The following is a 19,921-nucleotide window of genomic DNA, read 5'->3' on the forward strand; positions in this document are numbered from 1 at the left end:
TTGTTCTACTTGTCTTCCAGCGCCTGCTCTGCTTCGGCCATCTTGCCAATGGCCAGTTCCTCTTCGATAAGGATGAAGCCGCATCCGGAACAGGCGGGCAGCTTGATGGGAAAAATCGACTGCATGTACTGGAGCCTGACGGTCTGAATTTCCAGCGGCACCTGGCATTGACCGCACAGCCAGTCGCTGTCGCTGCCGGACTTGACCCATTCCGACGTGCTTCCGCTCGATTTGGTCACCATTCGGTGGGAATAGGCCGTGAGGACCTGAAAGTCGTCGCCGGCCCCCTCGTATTCAACCCAATAGGTGACCGCTTTCGGACGGTGGCAGGCAAGGAAGCGCCCCGTGCCGGAATTGATCAGCTTTCGGCCGGTTGTCTCGGCATGGTTGATGACCCCGCGCACCTCGTCCGGGAGAATCATCCGATCCTCCAGAAGACGCCGGACCTCCTCGTCTATCCGCACCGGTATCTGCTCACGCGTGCTCATGTCTCCAATCCTGCCGCAGCCCTGGCCGAGCGGGCACCGGAAGTCACGCCCCTGGCATGACCAGGGGCGTTTCCTTGATAGAGGATCATTTCGGTGAAAATCTGCTGAAGGTATCCATGACCTTCTGGAAACCGTGCTTTCTCACCAGTGATTCAAGGCCGATTTCCATCTCGCTCATGGTCTGCCTTACGTCGGGTTCTTCCACTTCCTCCTCCCGCTCTTCATAGACCAGGGCATCCACGAGGCACCACTTGACGCAAACCGGCTCGTCTTCCCCGTCGCACATGTCGCATTTGAGGGGCAGGCCGGAGTCGGGCTCCTTGAAGTGTTCCCGGGCGGGACAGGCGGCGCGGCAGGAGTCGCACTCGCTGTACTCCTTGCCGTCGATGATGTACTTGTTCCGTCCCATGCATTCCGATTCGGTGTACTCCCCGGCAAATACCGGCATCCAGATGTCCTCAAGCCGGTTAGTGATGACCTGGATGCGGGAGCGGGCCGGGTTGTTGCTGCTGTACGGCGGCACCGCATGGAAGGCGGAACACATGATCTCGCAGGTCCGGCAGCCGTTGCACTTGTCGGCATTGACGGTAATTGTCCTGATCTTCTTCTTGATTTTAGCCATTTTTCAATACCCCCCTCTTTTCCAGGTCGTCGGCGACATAGCCGAGGTCCAGCTCCTCCAAGCGTTTCCTGGTGGGAATGCCGTCCTCGTTCCATCCCTTGTAGGTATAGTAGGTGGAGAGGAGCTGTTCCTCCAGTTCGGGAAAGCGCCGTTTCCAGTGGTCGGCAGGCGGTTTTTCGTCCTTCCTGGTGATTCCCTTGCGGTTGTTGTAGGCCCGGTGCAGGTTCCGGCTTCGGTTGGCGATCTGTTTCAGCCCCTCCTCGTCCAGGTCCATGCCGGTGGCTGCCGAGATGATTTTCGGGTAGTTGTGGATGTGGTAGGGGGGCTTGAGGCAGAAGGACGACATGCCGCAGCACATGCCGACGGCATCGTCGATATTGTGCATCATCTCCATCCAGTCGACGATTTCAGAGCACATGTCGGGCGTCGGATAATAGGGAATCGCCTTTTCTCCCCTCAGCTCCCAGTCCAGCACGTACTGCTTGAACTTCTCGTCGGGGATCTGCGGCCAGTCACGGACAAATTCCTCCCGCTGCTCCATGGTGGGGAAGGCGGATTGGGGCCACTGCCCTTCCATCTGGGTGATGCTGATCTTCTCGTTGGTGGCATACATGAGGAAGTAGAGCGGGTCCAGGGTGCCCAGCTTGACTGGGAGCTGCTCGTGCTTCTTGATGGTGTTGTGGTCAAAGGCCTCGGCCCCGTTGCCGATCTTGCGGGCGGCAAAATAGACGCCGTCGGCCAGGATGTCGCCGATCCCCTCCCGGTGGGCCACCCGGTCCAGGAGCCAGAAAAAGCGTCCCTCCTTGTCCTTGGGGCAGCCGGCAAAGTCCTTGTCGGTCAGGATGCCGGCTTCGTAGAGCTCGACGGCAAAGGCGAGGATCTGGGGCGTGGAAAAGGAATCGACCCCGTACTCGGTGGCGCGCTGGAGGATCTTCCAGGAAAAATCCAGGTCATCCACATACGCTGCCATGGCATAGGTGAGCTTGCCGAAGCATTTGGCCATGTACCGTGGCGTATCCCCATGGGAGATCAATGCCCCGCAATGGGTCGGGCAGTTGAAGCAGCTGATGAGCCGTTTCACCGCGGCATGCTGGGACTTGGACCAGGAGGCGTCGATCTCCTCGGTCCAGAAATCCCTTCTCCGGGTGCGGGCATTGCCCCAGGCGAAGTTTTCCGTATGCCACTTTTCATCGGTATGGAGCATCTCCTGGGGGGAGCCGATGCCGGAAAGGATGGTCATGACATCCTTGATGGGATTCTCCCAGCGGTACTTGATGTAATCGGTCACCCCCTGAAGCTCCTTCATGAACTCTTCCGGCCGGGCCAGGAAGACGTCCCCGGTGCCGCGGACCGCGACCGCCTTGATCTTCTTGTCCCCCATGACCGCGCCGCCGCCAAGCCTGCTGGCGCTGGACCGGGACTGCTCGATGGAGGCGGTAAAGACCCGGTTTTCCCCTGCCGGGCCGATGGCAGCCACCTGGGCCTTCGGCTGTCCCAGTTCCTTGCGGATGAGCTCCTGGGTCTCGACCGCACCTCTCCCCTTGAGGTGCGAGGCATCGCGGATTTCCACCTTGTCGTTGTTCACGTACAGGTAAACCCAGTCCGGTGACTTGTTCTTGAAGATGATCTTGTCGTACCCGGCATACTTCATCTCCGCTGCGAAAAATCCCCCCATCATCGGATAGGCCAGGGTGTCCGACTGCGGCGAGATGAACGAAACGACCGTGCGGTTGGCGCTGAACACCGGCGTGCCGTTGAGGAGCCCGGTACTGAACACCAGCAGATTCTCCGGATCAAATGCCTTCGTTTCCGGCGGCACCCGGTCCCAGTGCAGCTTCACGCTCGTACCCAGGCCTCCGAGATGGAGCTCCATCAGCCTGGGGTCGGTGGCAACCCGCTCTATGTTGCCGGTGGCCAGATCAATCTCCAGATAGTAGCCTGCTTCTGCGTATCTCATGTTTCCCCCTCTAATAAGATGTACAACTGATTTCTAATTCTCTATGCGGAGGCACTTCTCCAGCGAATGCTGGCAGAATCCGCCGCATGCTTCTCCGATCCGCGCATCCGGACATCCGAGATGCTCCCTCATCACCTCCTGGTCCAGTGCCACGCGTTCGATAGTTCCCGTCGCCAGATTCACTTCCAGGTAACAGCCAACTCCCTCGAATTTCATCCCTGCCCCCTCTCTGTTGTCTGAATGGTATGCCGGTCATGCTCCTCGATACCTGCCGATGCACATAAAACAAAAGGGGCGCTCTCTGGATAGAAAGGCCCCTTGACGGCGCGGACACACCTCCGCGCCGTTGGGTCCCCTTTGCATAAGGAAGGCATCGCCGTTTCCCTCGATACCCATAGGCCGGACCGCCATGAGGATTTCCCTTTTAGGCGCCGCGGCTCGGAGACGGTTTCAAATTTTCCGGTCAAACATTCCGCACAGTGCCGTTCGGCCTCGGCGGAATACAAAAGGGGCGCTCTCTGGATAGAAAGGCCCCTTGACGGCACGGATACTCCCGTGCCGTTGGGTCCCCTTTGCATAAGGAAGGCAACGCCGTTTCCAGCGATACCCATAGGCCGGACCGCCATGAGGGTTTTCCCTGTTAGGCGCCGCGGCTCGGAGACTGTTGTTCTATTTTCATCTGTGAACTACCCGCGGTGTTTTAGCAGGTCGGTCATCTTATCTTAGTTCTCCGTGGTAATATGGTACTACATTACTATTTTATGACAAGAACAAAATACTCTTAGTTAAATATTTCTGTTATGTCTGTAATTCCTGCCGGTTGCTTCCCCTTCCCCTGCGAGCAGCGGAAGACGGCGGTTACATCAGATGCCGCACGGCCCGTCCCAACCCTTCGGGGGTGAAGGGGAACATGGGGAAGAGCCCCCCCACTGCGGGTACGGTCTCGTAGTGGTTCCAGCTGTTCTCCGGCAAGGGGTTCATCCAGGCCCGCCTGGGGAAGGCCTCGGCGGTCTGCCTGAGCCAATCGATCCCCTTGGTTGCGTTCTGGTGATAGTGCTCCAGCGATCCGGAGTGGTAGAACAGCTCATAGGGAGCCATGGCGGCATCGCCGACCACGATCAGGCGGTACTTCTTGCCGAACTCCCGGAAGACCTCGGCGGTGGGAACGGACTCGTCCGTCTCCAGGTCGGTATAAAGCTTCTCGTAAACGCAGTTGTGAAAGTAGAAGGCCCGGAAGTCCTTGAAGTGGTTCAGCTTGTTGGCAGCGGAAAAGAGCCGTTCCGAAAGGTTCCGGAACGGTTCCATGGAGCCCCCCGAGTCCATGACCAGAAGCAGACGCACCTGGTTCTCCCGTTCCCGGCCGAAGACCAGATCGATCTCGCCGGCGTTCCTGCAGGTCTTGTCGATGGTGGCCTTGAGGTCCAGGGTCTCTTCGGCGCCGACGTCCTGCAGGTCACGCAGCCGCTTCAGGGCCACACTGATCTGGCGCACGTCCAGGGTCAGGTCGTTTCTGAGGTTTCGGTACTTGCGGGCGAACGCCGTCATGGCGGCCCGTCCGCCGCTCCTTTCGGAGGCGAAGGAGATCCCGGACGGGTGCATGCCGTTGAAACCGAATGGGCTGGTTCCTCCGGTGCCGATCCATTTCTTTCCGCCGTGATGGGCCTCGTCCTGCTCCCGCAGCCTCTTCTCCAGCTCCTTCAGGAGTTCGTCCATGCTGAGCGACTGCATCCGGTCGAGTTCCTCCGGGGAAAGCCGGAGCTGGGTCAGAGGACTTGAAAGCCACTCCAGGATCTTCTCTTTGGTGGCCAGATCCTCAGGCAGCGGCGCATCCTTGAAGCAGTAGGCAAAGGCCTGGTCAAAGGCGTCGTAGTAAGCGACGTCCTTCACGAGGAGCCCCCGGGCCAGGTAGTAGAAATCGTCGAGGCTGTCGTTGTGCAGACCCTTGGACAGACCTTCCAGAAGCGTCAGCCACTCGGTGAGGCTGACCGGCACCTTGAGGGCACGCAGGGAATGGAAGAGCGCCAGAAACATCAGCGGAAGAACCTGTGGCCTGCGGTCCGCACGTCCGCCGAACGATCGGCGTGGCGGGTGAGGGTATCCAGATCCTCCTCCATCTTGACCAGCGCCCCCAGGAACGGCACCGACTTGAACGGGACAGTCTCCTCCGGGAGCTTGGCCCCGCTCGCCAGCAGCACCCTGATCCAGTCAAGGAGCTCGGAGGTGGAGGGACGCTTTCGCAACCCCGACACCTCGCGCAGTCCGTAGAAAATCCGGCAGGCGCTCCGCATCAGCTCGCTGGAGAGGCTGGGGAAATGGACATCGATGATGGCGCGCATCTGCTCCTCGTCCGGGAAATCGATGTAGTGGAATACGCAGCGGCGGAGGAAGGCGTCAGGAAGTTCCTTCTCCGAGTTTGACGTAACGATCACCACCGGCCGATGGCGGGCATTCACCCACTCGTCGGTCTCCAGGACGTGGAAGCGCATCTCGTCCAGTTCGAAGAGGAGATCGTTGGGAAACTCGATGTCGGCCTTGTCCACCTCGTCGATCAGGAGCACCACCCGTTCCGGACCGGCAAAGGCGCGCCCCAGGGGGCCGTGTTTGATGTAGCGGCGGATGTCCCGCACGTCGCCGTCGCCGAACCGGGCATCGTTCAGCCGCTGGACCGTATCGTAGGTGTAGAGGCCGTCGCGGGCCTTGGTGGTGGACTTCACGTTCCAGAGAATGATCTCCATCCCCAGCGCCTTGGCGATATGGTGGGCCAGGAGCGTTTTCCCCGTGCCCGGCTCCCCCTTAAGCAGGAGCGGTCGCTCCAGGGCGATGGCCACGTTGACTACATCCTGCAGAGCCCGGGAGGCCACGTACCCCTCGGTGCCGCAAAATTGGTGGAATGGCTGATTGTTCATGGTTCGTCTCTCCTTGGTCTTGATAGTCGGCGACGGTCACTCGGCCTTTCGAATAGCGCAGAGGAGCCCCTTCCACTGGGGATATCCCATGATCGGCTCCCGGCACTGGGCGTCGGTCAGGCGGTTGCAGTTCGCCTCCCCTTCCCAGCCGTGGGGGACCAGCACCACGCCCTCCATGGTGCGCTCGTTCACGTCGGCCTTCATCCGCACCCAACCCCGGTCCGTCTCGACGATTACGTCATCCTTGTGGGCTATGCCGAAGGCCGCGGCAGTCTGCGGGCCGATCTCCGCCCGGGGGAACGGCTCGAATTTCTGCAGCGATTGAATATTGTGCAGTTGCGTGCCGTTGTAGTAGAGGGTCCGCGTCCCGGTGGCCAAGACCAGGGGATACCTCTCGCCGAGCTCTTCCCAGCGTGGTCCCTGGGGGCTCTTGAACGGTTCAAGATAGGTGGGGAGCGGATCGAACCCGGCTTCCTCGAAAGCATGGCTGTAAATTTCGATCTTTCCCGACGGCGTGGGGAAAGGCCGTCCCTGGAGCCCGTAGGTCTTCTCTCCGAACAGTGCCCCCCCCTTGCTGGCCAGCAGCGTATGGAAATCGAGCCCGCTGGGGGCCACTTCGTCGGCGATCAGTTCCTTATCGGACTTCCAGGGGAACAGCTCGCCGAAACCGCATGCCTCGGCGAGCCCTGCATAGAACTCGAGGGTCGTCTTGCTTTCACCCAGAGGTTCAACCGCTGGCTCCCGCAGCATGAGATAGGGAAGGTTGTGGCAGACGTTGTAGTTGTAGCCGAGCCCCCATCCTTCCAGATGGTGGGCGGACGGTAGTACGTAATGGGCATGCCGGGCCGTTTCGGACATGAACTGATCGTACACCACCAGCAGGTCGAGCCGGTCGAAGGCCTCCTGCAGGGCGTTGGAATCCGGCATGGTAACCAGAGGATTGCCTCCGGCAACGATAAAGGCCTTTATCTTGTCGGGAATGCTCTCGGGGACCATGTTCATGACGCCGTAGGGGCTCGTCCGTCCCCAGAACTGATGAAAAAGCGGGTACTCGTCCGCCCCGAGGGGGACGCCCGGAATGGGGAGGGTGATGTCCGCCAGGCGCAATCGCGGCCCGGCGACCCAGCCGCCGGGGACGTTGATGTTGCCGGTCAGCGTCTGCAGGATGGCGAAGGCACGGTCCGTCTGGCTCCCGTTGGCGCACTGGTCCTGGGTGCAGGTGCCATGGTAGATGCCGGCCCCCTTTGTGCCGGCGAAGAGCCGGGCCAGCTTCCTGATGTCATCGGCTTTGACCGAGGTGATTTGTTCCGCCCACTCGGGGGTGTACTGCTGCACATGGGGGACCAGTTTGTCGAAGCCGTAGGTCCATTTCTCCACAAACTCGGCGTCATAGAGCTTCTCGTTGATCATGACGTTGATCATCGCCAGCGCCATTGCGCCGTCCGTGCCGGGTCTGATGGCCAGGTACATTTCCGCCTTGTCGGCAATGGCTATCCGTCGGGGATCGATGACCACCACCTTGGAACCCTTTTTCATGTTCTCGGCGATGGCCATGGCCAGCGGAAAATCCGAAGCGGCCGGATTGTGCCCCCAGAGGATATAGAGGGGGGAATCCAGCTCCTCCACCACGTATTTGCCGAAGGTCATCTGCCGGGTACGAACCCGCATCCGGAAACAGATGCTCTCCACCGAAAAGAAGTTCGGCGTGCCGAAGGCTCCCTGAAAACGGTGGGTCAGGGAGACGATCTCCAGGTTTTCAACCCCGATGGACCCGCAGAAGAAGGCAAGCGTTTCAGGGCCGTACTGCTCCTTCAGCCCGTTAAGCTTCGTGCCGATTTCCGAAAAAGCCTGTTCCCAGGATATTTTCTCCCATCCCCCCTCGACCTTCTTGAGGGGGTGGGTGAGACGGTCGGGATGATAGAGATGTTCCAGAGTCGCCCGTCCCTTGGGACAGAGTTTTCCCTTGTTGAGCGGATGGGACTGTTGCCCCTTGACCTCGGTTACCTTACCCCCTTTGACCGTAACCTCGGTCCCGCAGCTGTGGTAGCAGAGGGTACAAGCGGAATAAACCGTCTTTTCAGCGCCGTCCGTCATGTGCGAACCTCCAATTAATTCCGAAAATAAATGAGTTGTCAGGCGTCCACCTTCAGCAGCTTTACTTGTCTTCGAGCATCTGCTCTGCAAGGGCCATCTTGCCGACGGCATTCTCCTCGCTCACCAGCACCCGTTGGCAGGAGGGACAGGCGGGAAGGTCGACCACGAAGGTTTCGTCAAGGTATGTCAATTTGACGGCCGCCAATTCCAGCGGAAGGTCACACTTCGCGCAGAGCCAGCCGATCTCTTCAGGTTCCTTTTTTGACGGCATGTTGAAGCCTTCCAGTATCTTCATGCGGTGGGAATAGACGCTGCGGATTTCATAATCATCCACTTTCAGCCCATATTCCACCCAGTACGTGACCTTTGCCGGGGTGAAACTGGCCAGCCTGTGATCCGTCACCTTCTGCGTATAGAAGCGCCTCTCCCCCTCAGCGAACGTCAGCACCCGGCAGACATCCTCCTCTGTTATACCCCTCGCCTCCATCAGCGCCCGCAATCCCGGCTCCAAATGTATTTGTATGGCGTCAAGCCGGTTCATGACTGCACCTGTCCCCCCTCATCGACATCGTGCTCATTGAACGTCAAAGGGGCGCTCTCTGGATAGAAAGGCCCCTTGACGTCGCAGACACACCTCCGCGCCGTTGGGTCCCCTTTGCATAAGGAAGGCAACGCCGTTTCCAGCGATACCCATAGGCCGGACCGCCATGAGGATTTACCTTTTAGGCGCCGCGGCTCGGAGACTGGTCTTGAATTGTAACTGCAGCACTTTCTGTGATCCGTGCTACAGATGACTGACACGCGGGGCGCCGAAACAAATCGAATTATCCTGATCAGTCGCCTAGCGCATTATGGTAAATAGGTACTGCAATACCTTTTTGTTGTCAAACTAAATTTTTGTGTTTGTTTGAGGCTCTTGCAAAACGTCATGAGGAGGCCGGGATTGCGGCTGGAAAAGGATTTGGCGATGATACTCAGGTGTACCAGTCGGCCCGTGTAAAGGGCTGTCCGCTGTTTCCGGCGCGCGATTTCAGCAGTACTGCCTGGTAGATGTTGATTCGGTTGCGGTCGAAAGCATGGGCGGAACCTGCCATATAGAGGCGCCAGATGCGGTATGTGGCCTCGCCGACGATACTGATAGCTTCCTCGGCAGCACTCTCCAAACGATTTATCCAGTGGCGCAGGGTAAGGGCATAGTGCTCCCGCAGGCTTTCCAGGTCGCGCACTTCAAAGCCACTGGCAGCGGCGGCCTTGAGCGTCACGTCTATCGGCAGCAGTTCGCCGTCCGGAAAGACGTAGCGCTCAATGAACGAGTTATCGTCGTCTGAACAGTAGCCCTGGCCGGCGGCAATCCCGTGATTGAGGAATACCCCGCCGGTTCCGAGAAGCCGGAAAGCACGGTCAAAGTATTCCTCAAGGCGCGCTTTCCCCACGTGCTCGAACATCCCGACGCTCACGATCTTGTCGTACATTCCCGCGCCGTCCAGCTCGCGGTAGTCTTTCACCTCCACCCGGCAGCGGTCCCCCAGCCCGGCAGCCCGGATGCGCTCGCCGGCCAGTTCCGCCTGGGGGCTGCTGAGGGTTATGCCGCAAGCCTCAACGCCGTAATTGCGTGCAGCATGGAGCACCAGCCCGCCCCAGCCGCAGCCGATGTCCAGCAGCCGTTCTCCCGGTTTCAGCCGAAGTTTGCGGCAGATGTAGTCGAGTTTTCGCTCCTGGGCAGCGTCGAGATTTTCGCAGGGAGAGGTGAAGTAGGCGCAGGAATAGACCATCCGTTCGTCCAGCCAGAGGCGGTAGAAGTCGTTTGAGACGTTGTAATGATGGGCGATGGCCTGGCTGTCCCTCTTTTTGCTATGCACGGACCCGGACAGATGAGCGGAGGCGTGGTCGGGACCTGACGGCTTCGCCGCTGCCGGGAGGGTGAAGAGGTCTTTGCCCATGCGGAACCGGTCGAGAACCCCCCAATGGAGACCCATGAGATAGTCGCCGAGGGCACTGGCCGCGACCAGGTCCCCCTCGATGTCGAAGTCCTTGCGGATGAACGCCTCGCCGAGGGTTATCTGGCTGGGATTCAGGAACATCCCGCGGAGGGCGCCGGGGTGGTTGAGTACCATGGTGAAGCGGGGCTTCTCTTCGGCCTCCAGAAGCGTGCCGTCCCAGAGGCGAACTTCGAAATCTCGCGGATGATACCCAGCCAGCGCTTTCTCCAGAAAGGAGAGGGCTGCAACGGTGCCCTCGCCCGCGCGGCGGGGACGTTCCCGTACCATGTGATTTCCAGGCATATTTTCCTCCTTGAAAATATGTCTTTGAAATTGAATTGTAATGAGGTTTCCGGAGTATGCAACTCGGCCTTTAATTGGAGATGGTTGAGGAAGGTGAGACGGGAGGGTATAATATTTTGGATTATTTGCTGGTCCCAATACTCAAGACGGCGCAATGTTCAGGATTGAGGTGAAATGTGATGGCAACTGATTCGGTAGAGCGAGGGATATCGCTTCTCTATGTTGAAGATGAACCGGACACCCGTGAGATGTTCAGCGCAATCATTGCACGCCGTTACCCGGAGTTGCGGATCCTTGTCGCTGAAGACGGCGAATCGGGTTTTGTCGCATTCAGGCAGAATCTGCCCCAGATCGTCGTCACCGACATCAACATGCCCGTAACCGATGGCCTCAAGATGGCGACGGAGATCAAGTCGTTGCGACCCCACACCGAGATCATCGCCCTGACTGCCTACGCCAACACGCAGCAGTTGATGAGAGCCATCGAGATCGGCATCAGCCACTACATCCTGAAGCCCATCGATATTCATCAGATTTTCGCCGTTCTGGACAAGGTGCTGTCCATTGTCAGGGCGGAGCAGGAGATTGCGCGGCAGAACGAACTGATCCGGAGCCTCAATGACGACCTCGCCCGGAAGGCGGCGGACCTGGAAATGGCGAACAGCGAGCTTGAAGCGTTCAACTATACGGTTGCCCACGATCTTCGCTCTCCCATGGTATCCATCAGCGGTTTCGCCCAGGTGCTGCTCGAAATGCACGCCGCGGCCCTGAACGACGAGGGGAAGAAATGTCTCAGGATCATACACAGGGAAGTTCTCCGCATGAGCAACCTCATCGGAGTCCTGCTCAAATTCTCCCTCTACTCGCGCAAGCGCGTGGAAAAAAGCTGGTCGGATCTCAGCGGCATGGCTAATGAAATCAAAAACAGTCTGCTCCAGCAGCAACCGGGCTGCCGGGTGGTTTTCTCAATCGCCGAGGGGGTCAAAGGCTTTTGCGACCCCGAACTGCTGCGGATCGTCCTCGAAAATCTCTTCGGAAATGCCTTGAAGTACTCCATGAAAAAAGAAGATGCCCATATCGAGTTCGGCATGATCAACAAGGAGGACGATCTCATCTATTTTGTCCGTGACAATGGGATCGGATTCGATCAACAGGATGCCGATAAGCTTTTCATCCCCTTCCAGAGACTCGAATCTGACCGCGAGATTGCCGGATTCGGCATCGGTCTCGCCACGGCGTCACGGATAATCCAGCGCCATGGCGGCAAAATCTGGGCCGAGGGGGAGAAAGGGATGGGAGCGACATTCTATTTCAGCCTTTGATCCCTGCTCTTTTGTTTGGTCGCGTAGGGGGGCGGCTCGATTCCCTTGCCCCCTGTACGATCATCCGTCCCCGTAGGACTACGCCGCACGGCGCTTGTCTGAATTCCTACCCTGTTTCTACCTAAAACTCCTAGTCCAAAAACAGACGTACTCCTATCTTCATTTCCTGGCATGCCTGCTAAGATATCCTACAGTTAACGCCGGTCAGTCCGCAGGTGCGGACATGCCTCCGGTTCTCGAATGTCTTAATCCAAAAACAGACATGCTCCTACCTCCTCGCCCGAGGGCTGCTGGTACTATTGCCCTTGGTTGCCGCAGAACTCACTCTGCGCATACGGAACAGTCGGCAAAGTTACAGAGCCAAGGGTCAAGGAGGACACGATGAGAAAACGATTGTTGTACCAGGTGTTTGCCGCCGCATTCATGATGGTGTGGGTGATGGTCATGGCAGGTTGCGGAGGAGGTGGCGGCGGTTCGGCACCGGTCGCCAGCCAGGGGACCAGCAAGGGGGTCATTACCAAGCTGGGGAGCATCTTTGTCAACGGGGTAGAATACGACACCACCGGCGCCAACATCGCCATGGAAAATCCCGATGATGTCGCCGGCGGGCTGAAAGTCGGCATGATTGTCACGGTCGACGGGGACTTCAGCGACAGCACCCATGCCAAGGCGAAGAATGTCAAGTTCGCCGATAACCTCGAAGGGCCCATTGCGACGCTGGATAGTGCCGCTAAAACCATGACGGTTCTGGGGCAAAACATCACGTTTGATTCGTCAACGGTGTTCGACGATTTCAACAGCGCCCCCATGCCGGGACAAATGGTTCAGGTGAGCGGCTTTGCGGATGCCAGCGGCACGATCAAGGCAACCCGCATCGAGCGGCATCTCCCCGACTGGACGCCGGCCACGGTCGTCGAACTGAAGGCGGCCATCACCACCATGCCCACCGCCACCAGCTTCACCATCGGCGGCCTGACCGTTGACGCTACCGGCATCACCCTGCCGGCCGGCACCGCGGTTGGATCGTTCGTCAAGGTCGAAGGTACCCTTACGGCATTCACCAGCACAACACTCAAGGCGACTAAAGTTTCCTCCTTCAAAGAGGGGATCGAGGTCGACGATACTCACAAGGGCCGCGTGGAAGTAGAAGGGCTCGTTCAGAATCTCACCGGCAATACGTTCACGGTAGCAGGCACGCAGGTCAACGCGGGGAATCTTTCCCTTACCGGGGTCGCCAACGGCGTCAAGGTTGAGGTGGAAGGCACTTTCGCAAACGGCGTGCTGAATGCCACGAAGATCACCGTTGAAACCGCAGCGCCACCGGCCACCGTTCCGTCAGCTCCCGCTCCAACGGCTGCCGCCGGTTCCGGGCAGGTAACTATCTCCTGGTCTCCCGTAGCCAATGCGACGTCGTACAACATCTACTGGTCCACGACCACGGGCGTCACCCCGGCAACGGGGACCAAGATCGCCAATGTCAATTCTCCCTACACCCAGACCGGCCTGACCAACGGCACCACCTACTTCTACGTCATGACCGCAGTTAACGCCGTTGGCGAGAGCGCTCCCTCGACCGAGGTTTCGGCCACTCCTGCCGCCGCGGCAACCGTACCGGCTGCTCCCACCGGCGTGACAGCCGCAGCCGGCGCCAATCAGGTGACCGTCACCTGGCCTGCCGTTACCGGCGCGACCTCGTACAACCTCTACTGGTCCACGACCACGGGCGTTACCCCGGCTAACGGAACCCTGATCGCCGGCGTCACCTCTCCCTACGTACAGACCGGCCTGACCAACGGCACCACCTACTTCTACGTCGTGACCGCAGTCAATGCTGCTGGCGAAAGCGCTCCCTCGGCCCAGGTTTCGGCCACTCCCGCCGCCGCGGTGACCGTACCGGCCGCTCCCACCGGCGTGACAGCCACGGGTGGCGCCAATCAGGTGACCATCACCTGGCCTGCCGTTACCGGCGCAGCTTCGTACAACCTCTACTGGTCCACGACCACGGGCGTTACCCCGGCAACGGGGACCAAGATCGCCGGTGTTACCTCTCCCTACGTTCAGACCGGTCTGACCGCCGCCACGACCTACTTCTACGTGCTCACGGCCCAGAACGTTGCCGGAGAGGGCGCCCCGTCGGCCCAGGTTTCGGCAATGACGTCAGCCGCTCAGCCTGCCTGCGGCAGCTGCCATGCCATTCCTCCGGCGACGGGCCAACATCTTTTCCATGTCAATACAGCGGGGTTGAGTTGCGCCGCCTGCCACGGTCCTGGCTACAGCAGCACAACGGTGAACACGGCTACTCACCTGAACGGAGTCATAAACGTTGTCAGCAGCATCGGGTTTAATGCGACCACGAGAACGTGCGCGACCCCTGGCTGCCATGCTGGAGGCAGAGTGTGGTAGAGTCCGGCGCCAGGCTTCACGGTCATTGCAGTACGTGAACCTCTGATCAAGAAGCCATCACAGCACTGCCGGAAGCGGGCCTTTGCAGGCCCCTTCCGGCAGCTCATTTCAAACATCAGTACCGATAGCGTCGGATCTCCCTCTCTGTCGGACGATTCTGCATGAATACATTGACGGTCTGCTCCGCCTCATAATGTCATCAAACGTCGGGTTGCCGAGCGTTCAAGGGGCTCATTGGAGCTTCTGAGGGTAAATGTGCCTTAACTTTCTGTCTGTCGACATATACGCTCCAGGGATTTGCCAAGTGCTGTGGTCATTGCAGATATAAATTGTAAGATTAGCACCATATCTTGAAAGTCCGGGAAGCACGTAAAGATGCGACGACGGGAATCTGCTATACCGACAGAGGAGGGGCGCCTTGAAAAATGTAAAATTACTTTTAATGTCCCTGATGTGTGTTGCCGGAATGCTTTCCGGTTTCCCTGGTTTTGCCGCGGAGCTTTCTCCGTCATTCCCCGTGAAAGCCCTGCGGTCGCCGGCGGCCGCCGTTACTCCCTCATTCCAGCCAATGACGTCGGCTGCCAAGGCCTCGCCCCCGGCAGAGGCTTCATCCTCCCGAAAAAATACCGAAGAAGGCAACACGGCAACGGCAAAAGAGTCCGCCGCGGATGCGGACGGGCTTTCCGCCATTGAAAAAAGCGTTATTGCCAAAGCCGGCGCGGAAGACAATACCCGCCCTCAGCCTTACGAGGTACAGGGGCTCAGGCAGTTCGGGTACAACTTCTTCAGGCCGTCCGCAGCCGGTTTCGCTCCCCTTGCCGACATCCCCGTGGGCCCCGATTACGTTATCGGCCCGGGAGACCGGATCATCCTGAACATCTGGGGGAGCGCCGAAGGCACCCACGAACTGGAGGTGAACCGGAGCGGGGAAGTCGTGCTTCCGCGGGTGGGGAGCGTCAAGGTGTGGGGAATCACCTTCGAGCGGCTGCCGGAGGTGCTGAAAACCCATTTGTCGAAGATATACAAGAATTTCGACCTGAATGTGACCATGGGCAAGCTGCGTGTCATCAAGGTGTACGTGGTCGGCGAAGTGAAGATGCCCGGCGACTACAACCTGAGCCCGCTCTCGACCCTGATCAACGCCCTTGCCGCATCGGGGGGGCCGCTTAAAACCGGCACCCTGAGAAATATCAAGATCAAGCGTGGGGGGAAGATCGTGGAAACGGTCGATCTCTACGATTTTTTCCTCAAGGGGGATAAAGGAAAAGACATCCGTCTCCAGCCCGGCGACACCATCTTCGTGCCGGTCATCGGCAGGGTCGCCGGAATCGCCGGAAACGTGAAGCGGCCCGCCATCTATGAACTGAAGGACGAAAAGAACCTGGGCGACCTGGTTGACCTGGCGGAAGGATTCCTTCCCACCGGCTATCTGCAGAGGGTGCAGATTACCAGGGTCGACGCCCATGACAAACGGATGGTTGCCGATTTCAACATCGATCCGAAAGGAGCGGGGAAATCCCTGGATCAGATCGTACAGGGCATAACAATCCAGGATATGGATATCGTCAAGATATTCCCCATCAACGCCACCCTCCGCGACCATGTCAGGCTCGACGGCTACGTGCTCCGTCCCGGGATCTATGCGCTCCAGCCCCACATGCGGCTGAGCCAGCTCCTGTCCCAGGACAATCTCCTCACCGAATACTACAAGGATGCCGCGGAAATAACCCGGCTCTACCCGCCGGATTCCCATCCGGAGAAAATATTCGTCAATGTCGCCAAGGCGCTTGCGGGCGATCCCGAGCACGACCTGGAACTGAAGGAGTTCGACGAGGTGAGGATCTTCTCCCGCTGGGAGATGGAGGAGATGCCGAAGGTCAGGGTGAACGGCGAGGTGCAGCGACCCGGAGAATATCGGCTCTTCGCCAACATGACGGTCCGCGATCTCCTTATGGAGGCCGGCAACCTCAAGACCTCCGCCTATCTGAAGAATGCCGAGATCAACCGGATATCCAAGACCGGCGAGTCGGTCTCATCGTTTCCCATCGTCATCAACCTGGATCAGGCCCTGAAGGGCGACCCCAAAGACAACCTGGTGCTCGCCCCCTTTGACGAGGTGACCATCAGGAAAATCCCCAACTGGGCCGAGGAAAAGGAGAGATACGTCACGCTTCGCGGCGAGTTCAGGTTCCCCGGCGTCTATCCGATCCACAAGGGAGAAAAGCTGAGCACCTTGATCGAGCGGGCCGGCGGCTTCACGGACAAGGCATATCTGCGCGCCGCCAAATACACCAGGGAGCCCCTCCGGGAGCTGCAGCAGAAGAGGATGGATGAAATGGTGGCCGCCTCCGAGCAGGAGATCCTGAGAAAACAGGCCGAGCTGGCAACGACCGCAAGCTCGAAGGAGGAAGTGGAGGCGACCAAGGCGGCCCTGGAGAGCCTGCAGCGGTCCGTGGCGCTGCTGAAGACGGCGAAGGCGGAAGGGCGGCTGGTGATCCGTCTGGAACAACCTGACACGTTCAAGGGCACTGCCTCCGACGTGGAACTCATGGGGGGAGACACCCTTGAAGTGCCCCAGCAGCCCCACGCCGTGAGCGTCCTTGGGCAGGTCTATAACCCGACCAGCTTTATCCCCGAGAACAATGAGGATGTGGCGTTCTATCTGGAAAAAGCGGGGGGTCCGACCCGAAACGCGGAAAAATGCGACATCTATATCGTCCGCGCCGACGGGACGGTCCTGAGCCGCCAGCAGTCGTCCTTTGGCATAAACTGGAGCGATTCCCAGCGCCGCTGGACCTTCGGCGGTTTCATGTCAACCTCCCTGGAGCCGGGCGACACCGTCATAGTGCCCCAGAGATTCGAGAGAATTGCCTGGATGCGGGAAATCAAGGACATGGCCGTCACACTCGGCAACCTGGCCCTTGCGGCCGGGGTGATAGTGGCGGCAGGTCTGTAGCGATGGTGGCGGAAAGGCAAGGCCTACTAGGATTCGCGGAGTTCATATGATGCTGCATTCAGAAAAGTCAACTGACGATACCCGCACCTCGAAACCCGTGTTCACTCTGCTCGATTTCGCGGCCGTAATCATCAAGCGCTGGCGGCTGACCGCCTGCGTCACCCTCGCTGCCGCCATTGTCGCCGTGATTTACACGCTGCTGCTGCCGAACCTCTATACGGCACGGTCCATGATCCTGCCGCTGGAGGACGACCACGAAGGTGTGGGAGCCGCCCTTGGCCAACTGGCCGGCTTGGCCGGAGTCGGAAGGATCGGGCTCGGCAACCCCTCCAAGGCCGACGTGTACATGACCATGCTCAATGGCGAAACCATCAGGGACCCGCTCATCGACCGCTTCAGGCTGATGGAAGCCTATGAGGCGAAGTACCGGACTGACGCCTATGGAGCGCTGGACAAACATGTAGCCATTACAGCGGGCAAAAAGGACGGTGTTATCACCATTGCCGTGGATGACAAGAATCCCAGGCGCGCGGCGGAAATGGCCAATGCGTACGTGGAGGAGCTGGGGAGACTGGCAGTCCGGCTCAACATGGCGTCTGCGGGCAATGACAGGATGTATCTGGAAAAACGGCTTGCCTCGGCCCGTGCCGATCTTGCCAAGGCGGAGGATGCGCTCAAGGCCTTTCAGTCGAAAAACAAAGCCGTATCGGTAAGCGATCAGGCGAAGGCCACCATCGAAGGCGTGGCGCAACTGCGTGCCCAGCTTGCCGCCCAGGAAGTGCAGCTTTCCGCTTACCGGAGCCAGTTCACCGATTCGAGTCAGGAAGTGAGAACGTCCAAGGCCGCCATCGGCAGGCTGCAGGCCCAGATCGCCAGGCTCGAAGGCAATGGCGGCGGAGGCAGCGCCATTCCGTCGGTGGGGAGCATGCCGCAGTTGGGACAGCAGTACCTGCGGCTGATGCGGGATTTCAAGATCCAGGAGACAATGGTTGAGCTGCTCACAAAGCAGTATGAAGTGGCAAAGATGTCCGAGGTCAAGGATGTTTCGCCGTTCCAGGTGCTCCAGGTGGCAAAAGTGCCTGAGAAGAAGAGCAAACCCCACCGTACGCTGATCGTGCTGGTTGCCGCTCTTACGGCGTTCCTCTGCTCGGTCTACCTCTCCTTTGTGCTCGAACATATCGACAGGATGTCCGAGCAGGACAAGATTCGGTGGTTCGAGTTGAAAGGCCGGCTGTTGTTCTGGAAAAAGCAGAAGCTGAGTCTGCAGAACGAATAGCGCCTGAAGGACTGCATCTTCTGGTTGTTTGAATTGGAAAAATCATGCCCTTTCAAGTCATTACAAAAAGCGGGATATCACAAATCTATGAACGACCGGCCTGTCATAAATGCAAGGAGTTTCACCAGCGGTTGCTCGATTGCCAGAAACGCCACACTCAATCTGGTAGGCCAACTAGTCCCCATGGGCGTCGGCCTTGTCACGATTCCCGTTCTGATCAAGCATCTCGGCACAGACCGCTTTGCTGTAATCACCATTGTCTGGATGCTGATTGGCTATTTTAGCCTGTTTGACATGGGGCTTGGTAGGGCGCTTACACAACTCATAGCAGGGAAGATCGGCAAGGATAGATACGAGGATGTCGCAGGAATCTTCTGGACATCAATGTCTCTCATACTGGCATGTTCTGCCGCAGGAGCGCTACTATTCGCCATGATTGCCTCCCCCCTGGTACATAGCATCCTTAAGGTTCCCCTGGCGTTCCAGCACGAAACGGAATCCGCGCTCTACGTTACGGCCCTGTCCATCCCGTTTGTGACCCTGACTTCCGCTTTGATCGGTGTTCTCACCGCCTATCACCGGTTCGACATCATCAATGCCATCCGTATCCCAATGGGAACCTATTCCTATGCGGCTCCATTGGCAATTATCCCCTTCAGCAACAACCTGATTCCCATTATTGCCGCTCTTCTGATCGGGAGAATCATAACCTTTGGCATTCATCTGCATTACTGCTTCAAGATCGCACCTGATTTACGCAAGCGCGTTGTCTTGGAAACCAGCATCATCAAACCGCTGTTCAGATTCGGCGGATGGATGACCGTATCCAACATACTCGGACCCTTCATGGTCTATTTCGATCGTTTTCTGATCGGAGCGGTCATCTCGATCACTGCCGTTGCCTATTACGCCACGCCCTATGAAATCATCACAAAGCTCTGGATGATCCCGGGGGCGCTGATGAACGTTCTTTTTCCCGCGTTTGCGGCAAACCACGCCGAGAATCCTTCCCATACTGCCGAGCTCTTTCATCGTGCCGTCAAATACCAGCTGCTGGGCATCTTCCCACTGGTTTTCGTCATTGTTGCGGGAGCCCATCAGGGAATTGCCCTCTGGCTTGGCCACACCTTTGCCGATAACAGTTTTCGCGTGCTCCAGTGGCTTGCGATCGGCGTTTTCATAAACTGTTTAGCGCAAGTTCCGTTTTCGTTCCTACAAGGGGTAGGCAAACCGGACATAACCTCGAAACTGCACATTGCGGAGCTGCTGCTCTACATTCCCGCACTATGGTTCCTGGTGAAAGCCGCAGGCATTAACGGTGCCGCCCTTGCCTGGACCGGACGGGTCGCGGTCGACTCAGTTCTCCTTTTTTACGCGACACGACGCTCCTTCACCTCCCGGTCAGGCGTATCCCTCACTACCGGTATATGTGCCATTGCCGCCATAGCATGTCTGGTGGGTATCGTGGTGCTTCCCCAATGGGATGTGAGTTTCGCCATCTTTGCGGTGATGCTTATTGCTTTGATGACCGCGGGGTGGAAATTGCTGCTGTCGGTAAACGAACGATCTTATCTGGTGGGAAAACTGTCTGCCCTCAAATCGGCTAAATAGCGAG

The 19,921-nt window shown here is 58.5% G+C and carries 14 protein-coding genes and 3 riboswitches; of the genes, 5 read left to right on the forward strand and 9 right to left on the reverse strand.

The annotated features are described in order from the left end of the window. Window positions 1-5: 5 nt before the first annotated feature. The 9 genes from KI811_RS11475 to KI811_RS11515 form a co-directional block, all read right to left on the reverse strand. Entirely contained in the window at window positions 6-488 is a 483-nt protein-coding gene (locus KI811_RS11475; protein WP_214186613.1) for a DVU_1557 family redox protein, read from the reverse strand. A gap of 85 nt (window positions 489-573) precedes the next feature. Beyond that, window positions 574-1,110 (reverse strand): 4Fe-4S dicluster domain-containing protein, encoded by a 537-nt coding sequence (locus KI811_RS11480; protein ID WP_214186614.1) that lies wholly within the window; start codon window positions 1,108-1,110, stop codon window positions 574-576. After that, a complete protein-coding gene (locus tag KI811_RS11485; RefSeq protein WP_214186615.1) occupies window positions 1,103-3,067 on the reverse strand; it encodes an aldehyde ferredoxin oxidoreductase C-terminal domain-containing protein in 1,965 nt (654 codons plus the stop codon). Before KI811_RS11485 ends, KI811_RS11480 begins: the two co-directional genes overlap by 8 nt. 33 nt (window positions 3,068-3,100) lie before the next feature. Continuing rightward, a complete protein-coding gene (locus KI811_RS11490) occupies window positions 3,101-3,283 on the reverse strand; it encodes a ferredoxin (protein WP_214186616.1) in 183 nt (60 codons plus the stop codon). Between the two features lie 120 nt (window positions 3,284-3,403). Continuing rightward, window positions 3,404-3,523: riboswitch (molybdenum cofactor riboswitch) on the reverse strand. A 95-nt stretch (window positions 3,524-3,618) separates the two neighbouring features. Next, window positions 3,619-3,739, reverse strand: a riboswitch (molybdenum cofactor riboswitch). A 186-nt stretch (window positions 3,740-3,925) separates the two neighbouring features. After that, window positions 3,926-5,098, reverse strand: a complete 1,173-nt coding sequence (locus tag KI811_RS11495) for a vWA domain-containing protein (protein ID WP_214186617.1) — start codon at window positions 5,096-5,098, stop codon at window positions 3,926-3,928. Beyond that, complete coding sequence (locus tag KI811_RS11500) at window positions 5,098-5,973, reverse strand: AAA family ATPase (RefSeq protein WP_214186618.1); 876 nt, start codon at window positions 5,971-5,973, stop codon at window positions 5,098-5,100. Before KI811_RS11500 ends, KI811_RS11495 begins: the two co-directional genes overlap by 1 nt. 36 nt (window positions 5,974-6,009) lie before the next feature. Continuing rightward, window positions 6,010-8,067, reverse strand: a complete 2,058-nt coding sequence (locus KI811_RS11505; RefSeq protein WP_214186619.1) for a molybdopterin-containing oxidoreductase family protein — start codon at window positions 8,065-8,067, stop codon at window positions 6,010-6,012. Between the two features lie 61 nt (window positions 8,068-8,128). Beyond that, complete coding sequence (locus KI811_RS18645; protein ID WP_246551702.1) at window positions 8,129-8,608, reverse strand: DVU_1557 family redox protein; 480 nt, start codon at window positions 8,606-8,608, stop codon at window positions 8,129-8,131. A gap of 93 nt (window positions 8,609-8,701) precedes the next feature. After that, window positions 8,702-8,821, reverse strand: a riboswitch (molybdenum cofactor riboswitch). A 220-nt stretch (window positions 8,822-9,041) separates the two neighbouring features. Then, a complete protein-coding gene (locus KI811_RS11515) occupies window positions 9,042-10,349 on the reverse strand; it encodes an SAM-dependent methyltransferase (RefSeq protein ID WP_214186620.1) in 1,308 nt (435 codons plus the stop codon). Window positions 10,350-10,528: 179 nt separating this feature from the next. On the opposite strand from KI811_RS11515, the gene KI811_RS11520 reads away from it, so the two are divergent. The 5 genes from KI811_RS11520 (at window position 10,529) to KI811_RS11540 (ending at window position 19,917) form a co-directional block, all read left to right on the forward strand. Further along, window positions 10,529-11,671 (forward strand): sensor histidine kinase, encoded by a 1,143-nt coding sequence (locus KI811_RS11520; protein ID WP_214186621.1) that lies wholly within the window; start codon window positions 10,529-10,531, stop codon window positions 11,669-11,671. A gap of 381 nt (window positions 11,672-12,052) precedes the next feature. After that, window positions 12,053-14,074, forward strand: a complete 2,022-nt coding sequence (locus tag KI811_RS11525; protein WP_214186622.1) for a DUF5666 domain-containing protein — start codon at window positions 12,053-12,055, stop codon at window positions 14,072-14,074. Between the two features lie 466 nt (window positions 14,075-14,540). Continuing rightward, window positions 14,541-17,030: an SLBB domain-containing protein gene (locus KI811_RS11530; protein ID WP_214186623.1), complete on the forward strand. Its 2,490-nt coding sequence runs from the start codon at window positions 14,541-14,543 to the stop codon at window positions 17,028-17,030. A gap of 49 nt (window positions 17,031-17,079) precedes the next feature. Next, a complete protein-coding gene (locus tag KI811_RS11535) occupies window positions 17,080-18,306 on the forward strand; it encodes a GumC family protein (RefSeq protein WP_246551704.1) in 1,227 nt (408 codons plus the stop codon). A gap of 87 nt (window positions 18,307-18,393) precedes the next feature. Next, entirely contained in the window at window positions 18,394-19,917 is a 1,524-nt protein-coding gene (locus tag KI811_RS11540; RefSeq protein WP_214186625.1) for a flippase, read from the forward strand. Window positions 19,918-19,921: the final 4 nt, after the last annotated feature.

The sequence above is a fragment of the Geobacter hydrogenophilus genome, assembly GCF_018501225.1.
In the GTDB taxonomy this organism is placed as follows: Bacteria; Desulfobacterota; Desulfuromonadia; order Geobacterales; family Geobacteraceae; genus Geobacter; species Geobacter hydrogenophilus.